This is a genomic window from Bacillus sp. FDAARGOS_235, assembly GCF_002073415.2.
Taxonomy (GTDB): domain Bacteria; phylum Bacillota; class Bacilli; order Bacillales; family Bacillaceae_G; genus Bacillus_A; species Bacillus_A toyonensis.
Map to the genome: position 1 here is coordinate 5,148,881 of NZ_CP020437.2, position 15,748 is coordinate 5,164,628.

Annotated in this window: 12 protein-coding genes, 1 pseudogene and 1 riboswitch; of the genes and pseudogenes, 10 read left to right on the forward strand and 3 right to left on the reverse strand. The window is 35.3% G+C overall.

The window, feature by feature from the left end; all coding sequences use genetic code 11:
• The first annotated feature begins 81 nt into the window (after positions 1-81).
• Positions 82-2,391 carry an AAA domain-containing protein gene (locus A6J74_RS28955; protein ID WP_002048553.1) on the forward strand — a complete coding sequence of 770 codons (2,310 nt, stop codon included), beginning with the start codon at positions 82-84 and terminating at the stop codon, positions 2,389-2,391.
• Between the two features lie 75 nt (positions 2,392-2,466).
• Positions 2,467-2,568, forward strand: a riboswitch (SAM riboswitch).
• 88 nt (positions 2,569-2,656) lie between these two features.
• Complete coding sequence (locus A6J74_RS28960; RefSeq protein WP_000501381.1) at positions 2,657-3,862, forward strand: M20 family metallopeptidase; 1,206 nt, start codon at positions 2,657-2,659, stop codon at positions 3,860-3,862.
• A 169-nt stretch (positions 3,863-4,031) separates the two neighbouring features.
• Here A6J74_RS28960 and A6J74_RS28965 read toward each other — a convergent pair whose 3' ends face one another.
• Entirely contained in the window at positions 4,032-4,472 is a 441-nt protein-coding gene (locus A6J74_RS28965) for an Lrp/AsnC family transcriptional regulator (protein ID WP_001178574.1), read from the reverse strand.
• Between the two features lie 168 nt (positions 4,473-4,640).
• Here A6J74_RS28965 and A6J74_RS28970 point away from each other — a divergent pair, with 168 nt between their 5' ends.
• The 5 genes and pseudogenes from A6J74_RS28970 (at position 4,641) to A6J74_RS28990 (ending at position 10,288) form a co-directional block, all read left to right on the forward strand.
• Positions 4,641-5,405: an SDR family oxidoreductase gene (locus A6J74_RS28970; RefSeq protein ID WP_000792647.1), complete on the forward strand. Its 765-nt coding sequence runs from the start codon at positions 4,641-4,643 to the stop codon at positions 5,403-5,405.
• Positions 5,406-5,563: 158 nt separating this feature from the next.
• A pseudogene (locus A6J74_RS28975) lies at positions 5,564-6,285 on the forward strand (MFS transporter); the annotation flags it as partial.
• A gap of 247 nt (positions 6,286-6,532) precedes the next feature.
• The gene (locus A6J74_RS28980; RefSeq protein ID WP_001051404.1) at positions 6,533-8,080 is read left to right on the forward strand and encodes a spore germination protein; all 1,548 of its coding nucleotides are present in this window, start codon (positions 6,533-6,535) and stop codon (positions 8,078-8,080) included.
• Between the two features lie 4 nt (positions 8,081-8,084).
• Positions 8,085-9,188 (forward strand): GerAB/ArcD/ProY family transporter, encoded by a 1,104-nt coding sequence (locus A6J74_RS28985; RefSeq protein ID WP_000759652.1) that lies wholly within the window; start codon positions 8,085-8,087, stop codon positions 9,186-9,188.
• A complete protein-coding gene (locus tag A6J74_RS28990; protein WP_000824425.1) occupies positions 9,185-10,288 on the forward strand; it encodes a Ger(x)C family spore germination protein in 1,104 nt (367 codons plus the stop codon). The genes A6J74_RS28985 and A6J74_RS28990 overlap by 4 nt, the downstream gene beginning before the upstream one ends.
• Before the next feature lie 619 nt (positions 10,289-10,907).
• On the opposite strand, the gene A6J74_RS28995 is transcribed toward A6J74_RS28990, so the two are convergent.
• Together A6J74_RS28995 and A6J74_RS29000 are read right to left on the reverse strand one after the other, a co-directional pair.
• Positions 10,908-11,540 (reverse strand): sterol desaturase family protein, encoded by a 633-nt coding sequence (locus A6J74_RS28995; RefSeq protein ID WP_000770120.1) that lies wholly within the window; start codon positions 11,538-11,540, stop codon positions 10,908-10,910.
• Between the two features lie 21 nt (positions 11,541-11,561).
• Positions 11,562-12,245: a GntR family transcriptional regulator gene (locus A6J74_RS29000; protein WP_000659655.1), complete on the reverse strand. Its 684-nt coding sequence runs from the start codon at positions 12,243-12,245 to the stop codon at positions 11,562-11,564.
• A 274-nt stretch (positions 12,246-12,519) separates the two neighbouring features.
• Between A6J74_RS29000 and A6J74_RS29005 the strand changes: the two genes are divergently transcribed.
• The 3 genes from A6J74_RS29005 to A6J74_RS29015 all read left to right on the forward strand — a co-directional run bounded on the left by A6J74_RS29005 (position 12,520) and on the right by A6J74_RS29015 (position 15,707).
• Entirely contained in the window at positions 12,520-12,744 is a 225-nt protein-coding gene (locus A6J74_RS29005) for a hypothetical protein (protein ID WP_000606437.1), read from the forward strand.
• Positions 12,745-13,225: 481 nt separating this feature from the next.
• The gene (locus A6J74_RS29010; RefSeq protein WP_001072318.1) at positions 13,226-13,792 is read left to right on the forward strand and encodes a TetR/AcrR family transcriptional regulator; all 567 of its coding nucleotides are present in this window, start codon (positions 13,226-13,228) and stop codon (positions 13,790-13,792) included.
• Positions 13,793-13,850: 58 nt separating this feature from the next.
• On the forward strand, positions 13,851-15,707 hold the full coding sequence (locus tag A6J74_RS29015) for an alpha/beta fold hydrolase (protein WP_001261109.1): 1,857 nt from the start codon (positions 13,851-13,853) through the stop codon (positions 15,705-15,707).
• Positions 15,708-15,748: the final 41 nt, after the last annotated feature.

Consider the following 15,748-nt stretch of genomic DNA (forward strand, 5'->3'; position numbering starts at 1 on the left):
AAAATGATATTGAAAATTAAGAAAATAATCAAGATAAAAACCTTACAAATTTTAGCGTGTTATATGGTATAGTGAGAAAGTATGTTTGGGGAGAAGGAAGGAGATTATACGATGAATACACCTACTCAAACTCCTTCATTATCGGAAACGATGAAAGAGTGGCATTATGCATTAGCATATGAAATTAAACATTGGAAAACGATAGGTGGTAGTAAAATTTCTATTATGAACGGTCGTTTTTTATATACAGATTATGAAAATACAGTGTATGTATTTCAGCTTATTTCGGAAGTAAGCTTACCTGAAGGTTCACCAATTCGAATTGAGTTCGATGGTGAGGAAGCGACAGGGGAAGTATTATCTGTACATGGATTAGAAATAGAACTGAAATTAAATGATTATATACAAGGTGAAATAAGAGAAGCGGTTTTATATAGTGAACCGTGGCAATTGTTAGAGCAACTGCAAGAGCGATTGAAAGAGGCACATAAAGATAAGCTAAAACGTAATCGTATAAAGCGTCTTGTTGATGGGACGAGCAGTCCGAAACATATTGAGAAGATGAAAAATCCGAAAAATGAATTGGCGTATCGTTCATTTTACAATCCGACAACGTACGTATGGGGACCGCCTGGAACAGGGAAGTCGTACAATTTATCACGTATTATTTCGGCTCATTACCAAAAAGGAAAATCGGTACTTGTGTTAGCTCATAGTAATGCGGCAGTGGACGTATTAATGAGTGAAGTAACGAAGCAAATTGAAAAGAAAAAGAAATGGACGCCTGGCGAAATTGTTCGTTACGGTTATAGTCAACATGAACATATACGAAATCATGAAACGTTACTTGCGTCGAAGTTAGTTGAAACGACGAACGGATCATGGGGTGAGGAAAGACTCTACTTAGAAGAAACACGCCAAGAACTTCGTGAAAAAATTTTATCGTATAAAGCAACATCTGCTGATAAGAAGCGTATACAAGAGATTGAAAGTGATCTTCGAAAGCAAAAAGCGAAAATTAAAGAAGTAGAAAAAGAATATATTGAAAATGCGAAAGTAATTGGTGCGACTTTATCAAAATGTGCAATTGATTCACTTATTTATGAGCGTACATTTGATTTAGTTGTCGTAGATGAAGTGAGTATGGCGTTCGTTCCGCAAATCGCATTAGCTGCTTCACTCGGAAAACGTATCGTCGTTTGTGGTGACTTTTTACAGTTACCTCCGATTGCGATGGCGAACCATGAACTCGTTCGCAAATGGCTCGGCGAAGATATGTTTTATCATGCCGGCATTGTTGATTCTGTAAATAAATCAGAAGCACATCCCAACCTTTTTATGTTGCAGGAACAAAGACGTATGCATGCGGACATATCGAAGTTTACGAATTCATTTATTTATAAAAATAGAGTATACGATCATCCGTCTGTTTCAGAGCGTAAAGAACTGGCACAGTTACAGCCGTTCGCAAATGAGGCGAGTGTTTTATTTGATACGAGTTTAATGGGAGCATTTTCGTTAAAAGATGCTGCTTCGGGTTCTCGTTTTAATATTATGTCTGGTTTAGTAGCGATGCAAATGATGTTAATCGGACTGCTAGATGGTGTGCAATCTATCGGTGTGGTTACGCCTTACAGGGCGCAGTCACGCTTTTTATCAACATGTATCAGGGAAATGTTGCAGAGAACGAAATATCAAAACATACCAGTATTAGCGGCGACAGTTCATAAGTTTCAAGGTTCTGAAAGAGATATGATGATCTTTGATACAGTTGATAGTTATCCACAAGAACGACCTGGTGTGTTATTCTTTGACCATAAAAACCATCGCCTCGTCAATGTAGCAGTAACGAGAGCGAGAGGGAAGTTCATTCAATTATCGGATTGCCATTATATGCGTAAAAATCTTTCTAGAAAACAAGCGTTATCACAATTAACAGCTCATATAGAACGTCACGGGGATGTGTATGATCGCACGACATCCAGACAATTATGGGAGCGGAAAATATCGAAACGATTACGCTGGTTTATGGAAATGAATCTGGAGGAAACGAAAGGGCTATTAAAAGATATTTTAGCCGCAAAACGAAAAATCATTATTTCACTTCCAAGTACGAAGCAAGTAGATAAACGAGTATGGCAAGCGTTAATGCGTACAAATGCACAAATAACGGTTTATAGTGATGGACCAGTTCCATTAAAAAACATAAAGTTACAAAGACAAAATAAAGCATTCCCATTTGTATTAATCGATGATGAAATCTTTTGGGCAGGGGCACCTCTCACATCTCAAATGATGTTTGAAGGTAGTACGGAATTTCCGTACATATGTGCAAGACTACAAGCACCTGAGACAATTGGTGTATTAAAAGGATTTTTAGATATTCGGTAAATTCGGATAGGAATTCCTTGACTTTTACTTGGAATGAACTTAGAATGAAAATAATTTAATACAATTTTATGAAAATTCTTATCACGAGAGGTTGAGGGACTGGCCCTATGACACCTCGGCAGCGGATTCTTTACGAATACTGTGCCAATTCCAGCAAGGTAACTTGAAAGATAAGAAAGAAGCTCATTTTGACTGTATATACAGAAGCCTCTTTCTATCTTTTAGAAAGAGGCTTTTTTACGTGAAAATAAAAGGAGGAAGAAAAATGGGAGCGACAGGAGTAACGTCACAAAGAAAAACAATTGAAGAGAGCATAGAAAGAAATAAGGAAAAGTACATAAAAACAAGTCATGATATTCATGCGAATCCAGAGATTGGTAATCAAGAATTTTATGCATCAAGAACGTTAAGTTTATTACTAGGTAGTGCTGGTTTTCAGCTGCAGCATAATATAGCTGGGCATGAAACAGGTTTTATCGCACGAAAAAGTTCAGGAAAACAAGGACCAGTTATCGCATTTTTAGCGGAATATGATGCTTTACCAGGACTCGGTCATGCGTGTGGTCATAATTTAATTGGCACAATTAGCGTTGCAGCAGCAATCGCATTATCAGAAACGCTTGAAGAAATCGGCGGAGAAGTTGTCGTGTTTGGAACACCAGCAGAAGAGGGCGGGCCTAATGGTAGCGCAAAGTCGAGTTATGTAAAAGCTGGGTTATTTAAAAACATTGATGCGGCGCTTATGATTCATCCGAGCGGAAAGACAGCGACGACGAGCCCTTCACTAGCAGTCGATCCACTTGATTTTCATTTTTACGGAAAAACAGCTCATGCCGCAGCTTCACCTGAAGAAGGGATTAACGCATTAGATGCGGTGATTCAGCTTTACAATAGTATTAATGCACTTCGCCAACAACTTCCTTCAGACGTGAAAATTCATGGCGTCATTACAGAAGGCGGAAAAGCACCTAACATTATTCCTGACTACGCCGCAGCAAGGTTCTTCATCCGTGCAGCTACGCGAAAAAGATGTGCGGAAGTAACAGAAAAAGTAAGAAATATAGCACAAGGAGCAGCGTTAGCAACAGGTGCAAAAGTAAAAATTCATCAATTCCAAAATGAAATCGATGAACTACTCGTAACAAAAACATATAACGACATCGTAGCGGAAGAACTAGAACTACTAGGTGAAGAAGTAAATCGTAAAGAAAGAATCGGCATCGGCTCAACCGACGCCGGAAACGTCAGCCAAGTCGTACCGACCATTCACCCGTACATTAAAATAGGTCCAGATGACTTAATTGCGCATACGAATGAATTTAGAGAAGCAGCCCGTTCAGAATTAGGAGACAAAGCGTTAATTACATCGGCAAAAGCATTAGCAAATACGGCGTATCGATTAATTACGGAAGAAGGGTTGTTAGAGAAGGTGAAGGAAGAGTTTAGAGAGGCGCAGAGGAATCAGGGATAAGGGGATTAAGGTGCTCTTTTCGAATAGCAATCTAATTAATAAGTAGAGATATAAAAAAAGAACATTGAAATATCAATGTTCTTTTTTGTTTACTAATCATTGATTTTGTTGGTTTTTCTCATAAAGGAAAAACTTTTACTGTTAGCGGGAGATAATACGTATCCCTTTATCAGAACGACAATTTCTCCTCAAACTCACTCTTTAAAACAATTAAAGGAGATGATAATCCGAATTGCATTAACGAGTCTAAAAATGTAGCGAGAGAATCCATCGAATCGCTCATGACCTTCATCATATAATTAAATTCCCCGCTAATTCGGTATAAATCTGTTACTTCAGGAGCGGCATTACAATATTGGATAAAATCAGAGCATTGGCTCGTTTTAAACATGATGAATGCTTGAATGTTTTTATTAATTTTGGAAGGCTCAAATTTTGTTCGGTAAGCTGCGATAACTCCTTGATCTTCAAGTTTATTCATACGTTCCTTTACAGCAGGCTGTGTCATGGATATAATCCGTCCTATTTCTGAAACAGAAATTCTTGCATTTTCATACAACAAGTTCATAATTTTATGGTCAATTTCATCCAGTTTTACTGCGTTTTGCATTGTGTAGCCTCCTTATTTTGTTTTTTTTAGTGAATCACAAATTATAACTATAATATCATAAGTGAATGAACTAAATTACCTATAAATCTATATTTAAAATGATTGGTGTTTGCATGAAAATATAAGTATAGGTTTTTATCAAACGGAAATTTAGGAAGGATGGAAAAAATGAAGAATCTTGATGGGAAAGTAGCGTTAGTAACAGGAGCGAGTCGCGGCATTGGCCGTGCCATTGCAATGAGATTGGCGAAAGATGGTGCATTAGTTGCGATTCACTACGGCCGAAATAAAACAGCTGCAGATGAAACGATTAGTGAGATTGAATCTAATGGAGGAAAAGCGTTCTTAATTGAAGCTGAGTTCAATTCAATGGATGGTGTCAAAAAGCTAGTAGAACAATTAAAAAATGAATTACAAATAAGAGTTGGTACATCAGAGATTGATATTTTAGTAAACAATGCAGGGATAGGTACACAAGGAACGATTGAAAATACGACAGAAGAATTTTTTGATGAAATTATGGCCGTAAATATTAAGGCGCCATTCTTTTTAATTCAGCAAACATTACCGTTACTACGAGCAGAGGGGCGCGTTATTAACATTTCATCAGCTGAAGTAAGACTTGGTTTTACAGGATCCATTGCATACGGTTTAAGTAAAGGTGCACTCAATACGATGACACTTCCTCTAGCTAAACATCTTGGAGAAAGAGGTATAACAGTGAATACAATTATGCCTGGATATACGAAGACTGATATGAATGTGAAATTGCTAGACAATCCGGAAATACGAAATTTTGCTACGAATTCATCTGTGTTTGGACGAATAGGGCAAGTTGAAGATATTGCAGATGCAGTAGCATTCCTTGCTTATTCTGATAGCCGCTGGGTAACGGGGCAGATTATAGATGTTTCTGGAGGGTTTTGTTTATAGGGGCACTACTCCATACCCATCAAGCTAATCAAGTAAATTACTAGATATGAAACGATCCTTGTTTCAGTCTGAACAAGTTATCAAAGGAACAGTAGAGTCTATTTGTGGCGCTTAGTGCGCTCTTTTTTCGCATTATTTTTGTACCAATCATTACAATTATGAATAAGGAGTGTTTTTATGCCATCGATTATTTATTAGCTTTAGCAATCTTTTGTATGACTACATCAGAATTTATGGTTGCAGGTATGATGAATGAACTTGCTCTTGCATTCCAGGTTTCTGTATCATCTATTGGTATTTAATTTCAGCTTATGCAGGAGCAATGGTAATAGGAGGCCCCATTTTAACTGCAATCCTCTTACGGATGCGCAGCAAACAAGCATTATTGTTTTTAATGTTCGTATTTTTAATTGGTCAATCGCTCGGAGCTATTGCTTGGAACTATAATATTATGATGATTTCACGTATTATAACTGGTATTGCTTCAGCTTTTGGAGTTGCGATTTCCTTTTCTGCAACATTGGTTCACTCTGATTCAAGGGGAAAAGCTGCATCAATTGTACTTGCAGGTTTAATGTTCTCAACTGTATTAGGTTTACCTATAACAACCGTTATTTCGCAATATTTTGGCTGGCGTATTAGTTTTGGGGCAGTTTCGGTTCTTGTGCTAGTATCAGGGATTATGATTCAACGGTTGTTACCATCATCTTCAAATAAAGAGCAATTAAATTGGAAAGACGAACTTCTGCGATTTAAGAATATCCATCTTTGGGCAGCGTACGTAACAAGTATGTTCATTATTGGTGGTACGTTTGCAGCATTTAGTTATTTCACTCCGATCTTTACAAATGTCACAGGCTTTTCAAGTGCAAGTACGCCATCCTTTCCTATGATTCTACAGAAAGAATAGCGTATTTTTTCATTTTAAGGAAATTTAGTTTTACTAGCTTGGTAGTATCACACATCCATCAACTTAAAGGACTATTTTTGAACTTGATTTTTATGAAATATGCACCCGAAAATTTATAGAAATAATTCTAATGTTACCTCTCTAGTTAGTAGGATATTTTTTCTTAATATATGCATACTAAACATATTATAAAAAGTACATAGAAAGTGAGAGAATCATGGCTAAATTTTTGAGGCGTTTAAAATATAGAGATAATCCTAAGTCATTTCCAATACGAGACAATACTCATTTTCAGGAAAAAAATATTGAAGACGCCCTCTTAGACGCTGATTTAACCAAAAACATAGCTAATATTCAGAATATATTTCGTCAAGCGCCTGATTTAGTAATTCGGCGGTTTCAAATAACAGTAGATGGATTAGAAGCAGCTTTAGTATATTTATCTGGATTAACAGATAAAGAATTGATTCAAAATCATGTTCTAAGTCCTTTGATGAATAGTGACTTTAATACCAATACAGAACTTCCAATTCCATTAGGACAAATTAAGATTATTAATACATTGAGTCAGATTGAAAATGCTATTTTTGGGGGAGATAGTGTTTTATTAATTCACAGTCGAACAACAGCACATCAACTGGATACAAAAGGATGGCCACAAAGGAGTGTTGAAGACGCTCATAACGAAATAGCTCTAAAAGGTGCACATCAAGCATTCATAGAAACTGGAAGTCAAAATATCGCAATGATTCGAAGGTATATTCCTTATCGAGAATTAACGATAAAAGAAATGGCAATTGGTGTACGAAGCAAAACCAGAATTTCTATTTTATATTTGAAAGATGTAGCTTCTGAAAATGTGCTGAAGGAATTAGAAACACGAATTCAAAATATTACAGTCGACGCTGTTGCTAGTAATGGCGAACTTATAGAATTCATTGAAGATAACCCTTACTCACCGTTTCCGCAATTTATATTAACTGAAAGACCTGATTTGGCAGTATCTCACATTTTACAGGGCAGATTTGTAACTGTAATGGATCATTCGCCTAATGTGTTAATTACTCCAACAAATTTTATTTCCTTTTTTCAAGGAGTGGATGATTACGGTACAAGGTGGTTAGTTGCTTCGTCTATTCGGGTGCTTCGTTTTATCGCCTTTATGATTGCTTTATTTTTACCTGCGAGTTATGTTGCGTTTATTTCCTTTAATTTTGAAGTTATTCCTGTAGAGCTGTATTTATCTATTGCAGAATCAAGAACGCGCGTACCCTTTTCTCCAGTTATGGAAGCATTACTTATGGAAATAACATTGGAAACGATGAGAGAAGGGGCTTTACGGATACCTACTCCGATCGGTCAGACAGTTGGAATTGTAGGTGGTATTGTTATTGGACAAGCGGCTGTTCAAGCGGGAATTGTAAGCAATATTATGATTATTGTTGTTGCTGTTACCGCCATCTCTTCTTTTGTTATCCCTAATTATGATATGGGAGCGGCAGTAAGATTTTTACGTTTTCCGATGATGCTAGCAGCTGCCTTATTTGGAATTGTTGGACTTGTTATCGGATGGATGACATTAATTGGACATCTAATCAGCCTTGAATCGCTAGGTACCCCTTATGGAATGCCATTAGCACCGTTTCGCTTTGCAGATATGAAAGATGCTTTTGTACGCTTTCCTTTATGGGCAATAAGAAGACGTCCTAAGGGAAAAAGAGCCATTCAATCTATTCGACAAGGAAAGAATCATAATAAAAGGTGAAATTATGAAAAAGTATGCTTATAATGAAATCTCTCTTATGCAGTATATTGTTTTAATCAATGGAATGCAGGTGGCCACTGGCGTTTTATCGCTTCCACGTGTGCTTGCAGAAAAGGCTGGAACAGATGGATGGATAGCTATATTGATTGGTTGGATTTTCTCCACAATATCAGGTGTGTTTATAGTGAAAACAGCTGCAAGATATCCTGAGGATACGATTTATGATATTCTTATACGATTGTTTGGAAAAATAGTAGGGAAAGCATTCGTTGTTATTTACATGATGTACTTCGCTTTTTATTCTTGTGTAGTTCTTGTGAACGCTATGCTTTATCTTAAGGGATGGCTTCTTCCAAAAACGCCTGACTATCTCGTTATCTTTTTGTTTTCGATTCCTACCTTTCTTGTCGCACGTAACGGCCCTCGTATTATAGGGCGGTACTCCGAACTTACTTTTTATACGATGCTTTGGATTCCGTTATTTTTTTTGATACCTCTTAAAGAGAACGGAAGTTGGATGCCATTCTTTCCTCTCTTAAAAGATGGGTGGAAACCTATATTTACAGCTGTACCGACCACTATTTTTGCTTATTTAGGATTTGATATTGCGTTCTTTTTATATCCCTTTTTACAAAAAAAACAGTATGCAGTCCATGGAATGGTTATTGCAAATACTTTAACGATGTTATTTTATTTATTTGCTACTTTTGTTTGCTTTGCCTATTTTAGCCCTGATAGCATTACGCAATTTAACCAACCAGTACTAAATTTACTGAAAGTAATTGAGTTTCGTTTTTTAGAACGTTTTGACATGATTTTATTGGCTCTTTACTTACCCGTTGTTTCCACAGCATGGATTCCCACCATATATTGCGCTGTATTTTGTTCAAGCCAATTACTTGGAAAACAAGACCATAGCCCTCATGTAGTTATTCTCTTATTGCTCATTATCGGATTCATATTTTGGACTCATCCTAGTTGGAATGAAGCCGAAATTTGGCAACAGGTATTATCGAATGCTGGATTAGGATTAACCTATATATTACCTATCATTTTATGGCTGTACTGCTGTCTATATGAGAAATTTCGCCAGGGGAGGATACATTGAAAAGAAAAGTACTGTGTTGTATTTTGTTATCGGTATTCATGATGACTGGATGCTTTGATCAAACAAATGTTGAAGACGTTTCTCTTACTCTTGTTCTTGGTATTGATTTAGATCGTAATGATAATTTATTAGTGTATATATCAAGCCCTGTTTTTAATAAAGAAGCAAAAGTAAAAGAAGAAACTACTGTTGTAAAATCTGCTACGGTTCGAAAATCTAGAGACCAATTTGATGCTACTGTTATGGCACTTACCTCGGGAAGCAAAACACAGGTTATTTTAGTTGGAAAACGGTTACTGAAACAAAAAAATTGGATGAAATATCTCGATCCATTTTACCGAGATCCCAAAAATACAGTTACCACAAGGGTTGTTGCTGTAGATGGACCTGTTTCAGACGTCATCTATTACAATCCAAAAGATAAGCCGCGTCTTCCTCTATATTTAACAAAACTAGTTGATACCGCCTCTTTAAGAAATATAACAGTAAAAACAAATCTTCAAGAACTACATGAACAAATAGCAGACAAAGGGTTAACAGCAAATATGACTGAGATGAAAAAAACGAAAAAAATATTTGTGACAGGTACAGCTTTGCTAGATGAAAAAGGACGGTATAAATTAACACTAAAATACGATGAAAATAAATTATTACGCATTCTGCAACAAAGAACTGCAGGCGATTTTCCATTTACAATTGCAATTAAACTAAAGTCTAATAGCCAGGATAAAGATTGGATAAGTTTTACTGCATATAATATTAAAGTAAAGACAAAGGTAAGATATGATAATAAGTTTATATTTAATACAGATATAAAGATGAGGGTCGGCATTACAGAACGGCTTTTTTCGTTCAATACAAGAAAGGATGCAGCAAAATTACAAAAGGCGATCGAAACTAAGCTGGAAGCTGATTTCAAACAATTAATAAAGAAAATACAAACTGCCAATATTGATCCTATTGGGCTTGGGAGATATGCAAGAACTTACACATATCCAGAATGGAAAAAAGTCCAAAATAAATGGAATAACGAATTAGCAAAAGGCGATGTAAACGTCAAGGTTAACATTAAAATTTCCGGAATGGGTACGATTAAGTAACATGAATTCAACTGTGATTCGTACTAAGATTGCAAGTACTGTCTACTTTAGAAGGAGAAATGTCTTTAATAGGAGTACCGTCACATCGCTATGAACCTTAAATTTTATAGTACCCCCAGAACGAAATTTTGTGTTAACTTGTAACAAAAACGCTCATTTTTTCGTCTTGGGGTAATTCTGAATTCTTAAGGTGATGGCGATGGGGTATTGACCCTACCTATCAACTTAAAAATTTTATAACACCTCAAGCTAAAAATTTCGTGTATTTTTGACAGAAGGCAGCTTATTTTTCGTTTTGGGGTATTTGCATTTCTTAGCTTGATGGTGATGTGACGGTACCCCAATCGTAATTTATATGAAAAGAACTCCTCAACAGATGAAAGAGTTCTTTTTTATTTTCACATTCATTTTTCATCTTTCATTGATTAATAGACATTCCAACAAATACCTCTAAAAAGAACATAAATTCGTAAATGATCAGAACAAACTTTCAAAAGATCCTTACGCAATCTATTACCATGCGTACTACTCAATAGGAAAAAATGCCTGCCACTCCCTGAGAAATGTCGAATCTGCAAAATTCATTCAACATTTCCAGGATGATGACAATAGATTATTTTTATAATTCTATTTTCTGGTCACCACGTTTCTCTAGGTTTTTAGCAGTTTTACTTTGGGCAACATCTTTTTGGTCTTTAAAGGTTCCCATGAGAAAATCATAGGCTGGATTCGTAACACCATACCAGTAATTTTCATTTTTGAAGTGATGCCATAAATGAACTTTTTTCATCCATCGCCCCCATGGTGATATTGGTTGAATGGGGCGATGCGCGATATAATGCTTCCACTCATAAAATAATAAAAAGAGCATAATACCTGCAATAAATGCGTTTGTCATGACAAAGCTGGATGAAAGAAAATAAAAAATCGTTCCTGAAATTGCAATGTTTGGCACACTATACCATAAGGGTAAAAATAATAAATGTAATTCATTCGGATTTGTATGATGGTCATAATGTAGGCGCTTAAGCGTTTTTAATAAAAATGCATTCTTTGGTGGCTTTAGATGAAAAATAAATCTGTGAGTAGCGTACTCAGCTAAGGAATACATAATCATTCCCAAAATAAAAGCACCCCAAATTCCGATAGAGGTTAAATGTAAAATCATAAATCCAAAGCTAGTGAGGAAAAGACAGCTCATAATCAAAATATCAGGATAGGAAAAATATTCTTTAAAATATTTTAGTTTCATTTATCACGCCTCCAGCTTTCTTTATTTTTTTCTATCTTTCCAAAGAGCCAAGCTTTTCTCCAATGTTGTCTTACACAATCTTTCTGCTTCAATCGCATCTCCCTTTAATGCAGCTTTTAATAAGTCGTGATAATAGTTGAAGGATAACTCACGATGATCTTTTACAGAAAAATACCTTTTTGCCATATCTACATAAATGGAATCAAAGCTATTTAAAATGAGTAGAAAGATTGGATTGGCAGCAAGCCCAGCACACCTTTTTTGCAAATCCCAATCAAATGCTGCATAGCTTTCTGCACTATCTTCAAGTTGCTCAAGATTAGCAAGGAGAGCAACCACTTTAGGTTGATTAAACGTAACAGCATTACGAATATAAGTCGGAGTCAACGAACTTCTAAATTCTAATAAATACATAATAAATTCATCTGTAATGGTATGATGATTCTCAACAATATTAATAAGTGTCGTTAGATTACCATTGCTCCAATAATCATTAATGATCGATGGCATTCCTTTTCTCCCTGTTATCCATCCACTTCTTCCTAAACGTTGAAGCGCCTCACGAATAGTTGGGCGACCAACACCAAATTCTTTCGCAAGCTCTCTTTCCGGCGGTAAAGTGCTTCCTATAGAATAAACACCGGCCAATATGGATTTAATTAATTCATTCACAATTTTATCTGAGGTGCGTTCCTTTTCTTTCAAGTCATCGTCTCCTTTATTTTATGGTAATACATGTTCAAGACATTGGTAATACCAAAATTATATAATGAATTTGAATTTTCTGTCAATGATAAAGGAGTGAATTTTTATAATTAGGATTGTCGAACTTTCTATATATTTCTATGAAAAGAATAGTTTATTTTCATTGCTTTCGCGCTCAATTTCTTTAATTTTAAGAAAATTTATTTATCAATCCGCTATTTTAGAAAAAGGAAAAAACTATCACTATAGAACCAGGAGAAGATCCATTTTATTTATGATTAATGACAATGACAAGATAGAAAATTATGAACTGGAAGGTGTAAAGTTCACCTTTGCTAAGATGACTGGAAGGAATATAAAGGGGATGAAAATGATTGTTCCTGCAAAAGGAAAGGACAATGCCTATCAAGTTGTAATTATTGAGGATGTTTTAAATAAAGCTGAATTAGAAAAGATTATACTTTCCATGCTAAATCAAAAAATAGGGTTCTTAAGATAAGTATCTTAAGAACCCTATTTTTTGAAAAGAACTTCTAAATTGGACTGAGGAAATTTAGGATTCCTAAAATAACTAAGATCTAATTAACCATAGAAATATAAAATTCCCATTTTGGGCGTACTTCAGAATATTAGCTTGATAGCGATGGGGGAGCACCACATCACCCTCAAGCTAATACTTTCATATCCCCCTAAATTAAAATTTTCTTTCTCTACAGATAGCTATTCTGAGAAGCCGCTCATTTTTTCGTTTTGGGGGCATTTCTTTTTCTTAAGTTGATGGGCATGTATGGTGACTTCTATTAGACGATAGTGAATTAACAATTTCAGGGTTCAGTTCAACTTTATTCAAAATAAGATTTTTTTACAGTAAAATCAATGTTAGTGGAATTTTTTTATCAAATTTTTTTCTAAATTAACATAAATACTTGCAATGTTTAAATTAGTACTGTATAGTTCTAGTTATGACAAAGGTAAAATTAATGAATCAAAAACGTGTGATTGAAGTAGCTGCAACATTATTTTTAGAAAAAGGGTTTGCTTATACAAGTATGGATGAATTAGTACGTGTAAGCAAAGTTTCAAAGTCTAATGTGTATTATCACTTTTCTAATAAGGAAGTATTATTAGAAGGGGTCGTTGATTATTGGATTGAAATGTATCAATCTGCAATTGATGACGTACTTTCTCAGAACCAATTTTTAGTTGAAGATCGTATCCAACTGTTTTTAAAGCAATTATCACAAGGAGTTCAGTCGAGAGAGTATAAGGGGAGCTGTCCATTTATTACTCTTTATATTCAAAGTCCTAAACAGGCCACGCAAATAAAAGAAAAAATAGGTCTTTTTTTTACAGGATTACAAAAGAAAGTTTCTCTATTACTTAAACAAGGGGTAGAGAATGGAGAATTCAGAAATACGATTCATATTGATGAGGTTGCATCACTTTTTATTACAAATCTTGAAGGAGCGTTATTTATTTCAGAAACATTGAAGGATGCAACTGTAATTACGAAAACAGCAGATCATTTTTTAAAATTGCTTCGATAAAAGAAGCATTTTTTTTACATCAAATTAGTACTGATTAGTACTAAAAGGAGGATCTTATATGAGAACAGTATTTTTAATTGGTGGAACAGGCTTTATTGGAAAGCAATTAGTGAAAGAATTAGCCAAAGAGGATGTTAAAATTCTTCTTTTAGTGAGGTCGAAAAGTAAAGCAATACGCCTTTTTCAAGAAAGAGGCATCTTAAAAAAGGAAGTTATGCACTTTATTGAAGGTGATTTGACGAAAATAGATTTAGGTCTAAGTGCTGAAGATAAGGAGAGGGTATTGAAAACGGATGTGATTATTCACGCAGGAGGCCCCATGGATATTCAAGCGACAAGTAAAGAGGCAGCTTCCGTATTTTTAAATGGCGCAAAACATATTAGTGAATTAGCTAAAAGTATTTATCAATTGAAGGGCTTGCAACAATTTATTCATGTTGTAGGTTATATGAGTCCCTTTGATGATAAAAATAGCAAGATTGCAATTGATGTGTTTAAAGAAGGAAACAATTATTTGAAAATAAAAAATCCATATGAGAGAACAAAATTTTTAGCAGATCTTTATATCCGTAACCAGGCATCAGCAGTAGGTTATCCGCTTTCTGTAATTAATCCGCCAACTGTAGTCGGTAGTAGTAAAACAGGGAGTACAGAGCAGATAGCAGGATTAGGTTTGCTTGTGATGAGTATGCGAAGAGGGCTCATGCCAATGATTCCTGGAGGTAAGGGATATAGGTTACCACTTATTTCAAACGATGAGCTTGCGAAGTTTATTGTGCAAGTTTTTAGATTGGAACAACCGACTATTCAAACATATACACTTGTTGAAGACAAACCGCACGATCAGAACATTGCTGAATTATTAAGTATTATGTCGGAAAGTATGAATATGAGGGCACCAAAAATCTCTGTCCCAATGCCACTTATGAAAGCAATTATGAATAGTGGAGTAAGTAAAATAACAAAAATTCCTTCTGATGGACTGAATTTTATTACAAAACGAAAATTTTCAAATGTTTCAGCGAAAAAAATTATGGGAGGAGATTGGTTTAAGAAGACGAGTGTAATGAAATTTTTCCCTGCCGTAGTAGCTGATCTGGATTATCGAATGATGTATCAAAATGGCCAGCATAATCATTTATTTAAACGAACATTATGCGATAACACTACCCTTTACCAATTACAAGGAGAGGGTAAACCGTTTATTTTATTACATGGTTTATTGAGTGATGGAGAGGATTTATTTCCTTTAGCACAAGAGCTTCATGAAAAAACTGGTCAACCTGTATGGATTTTGGACCTTCCAGGTTTGGGACGTTCTCCTTTTAAACAAGAGAAAAATCTTCTAGATATCTATTTGAATGTAGTGAAAAAGTTATTGGAGAAAGCTACTAATGGTGCACATCTAATTGGCCATTCATTCGGTGCGTTTATTCTTCTGGAAGCATTGGTACAAAAGTACATAGATAAGAAGTATTCAATCACTTTACTTCAGCCACCTGTTGCTAAAAAAAATGCTACATCGCTAAATGTTCCCCAATTTATGAACAAATGGACATTAAAATTGGCAACTACTAATTTGATAGGGCGTTATTTATTAAGTAATGGTTTGTTTGAAAGTATGGAGAGCATCCCTGAACATTATATCGAAAAAATAAGTAACAGTTTTACTTCTCCTAGAATTTTAAATACTACGGTTCAGCTTAATAGTTTACTACTGAAAAACAATCAAGGTGATTTCAGTGAAGTAACAAAGTATAATCTTCACATTATTTGGGGGGATTATGACAGAGGCTATTCTGCTCCATCGCATCTTGGTAAGGTTGATTTTGTTCCATATGGCCATCATTTTCCTCTTAGCCATCCGAGTGAAACGGCAACATTAGTAATAAAAAATAGTAATACTAGCAGATGAGAGTGTGGGATAAATAAAAAGTGTGTAGTAAGATCGTTGTG

What these genes read in the sequence shown, in the direction of transcription:
- A6J74_RS29010 (WP_001072318.1), top strand. Translation starts at nt 13,226, where the DNA reads ATGAATCAAAAACGTGTGATTGAAGTAGCTGCAACATTATTTTTAGAA.
- A6J74_RS28980 (WP_001051404.1), top strand. Translation starts at nt 6,533, where the DNA reads ATGGCTAAATTTTTGAGGCGTTTAAAATATAGAGATAATCCTAAGTCA.
- A6J74_RS28995 (WP_000770120.1), bottom strand. Translation starts at nt 11,540, where the DNA reads ATGAAACTAAAATATTTTAAAGAATATTTTTCCTATCCTGATATTTTG.
- A6J74_RS28985 (WP_000759652.1), top strand. Translation starts at nt 8,085, where the DNA reads ATGAAAAAGTATGCTTATAATGAAATCTCTCTTATGCAGTATATTGTT.
- A6J74_RS29005 (WP_000606437.1), top strand. Translation starts at nt 12,520, where the DNA reads ATGATTAATGACAATGACAAGATAGAAAATTATGAACTGGAAGGTGTA.
- A6J74_RS28965 (WP_001178574.1), bottom strand. Translation starts at nt 4,472, where the DNA reads ATGCAAAACGCAGTAAAACTGGATGAAATTGACCATAAAATTATGAAC.
- A6J74_RS29015 (WP_001261109.1), top strand. Translation starts at nt 13,851, where the DNA reads ATGAGAACAGTATTTTTAATTGGTGGAACAGGCTTTATTGGAAAGCAA.
- A6J74_RS28960 (WP_000501381.1), top strand. Translation starts at nt 2,657, where the DNA reads ATGGGAGCGACAGGAGTAACGTCACAAAGAAAAACAATTGAAGAGAGC.
- A6J74_RS28970 (WP_000792647.1), top strand. Translation starts at nt 4,641, where the DNA reads ATGAAGAATCTTGATGGGAAAGTAGCGTTAGTAACAGGAGCGAGTCGC.
- A6J74_RS28955 (WP_002048553.1), top strand. Translation starts at nt 82, where the DNA reads ATGTTTGGGGAGAAGGAAGGAGATTATACGATGAATACACCTACTCAA.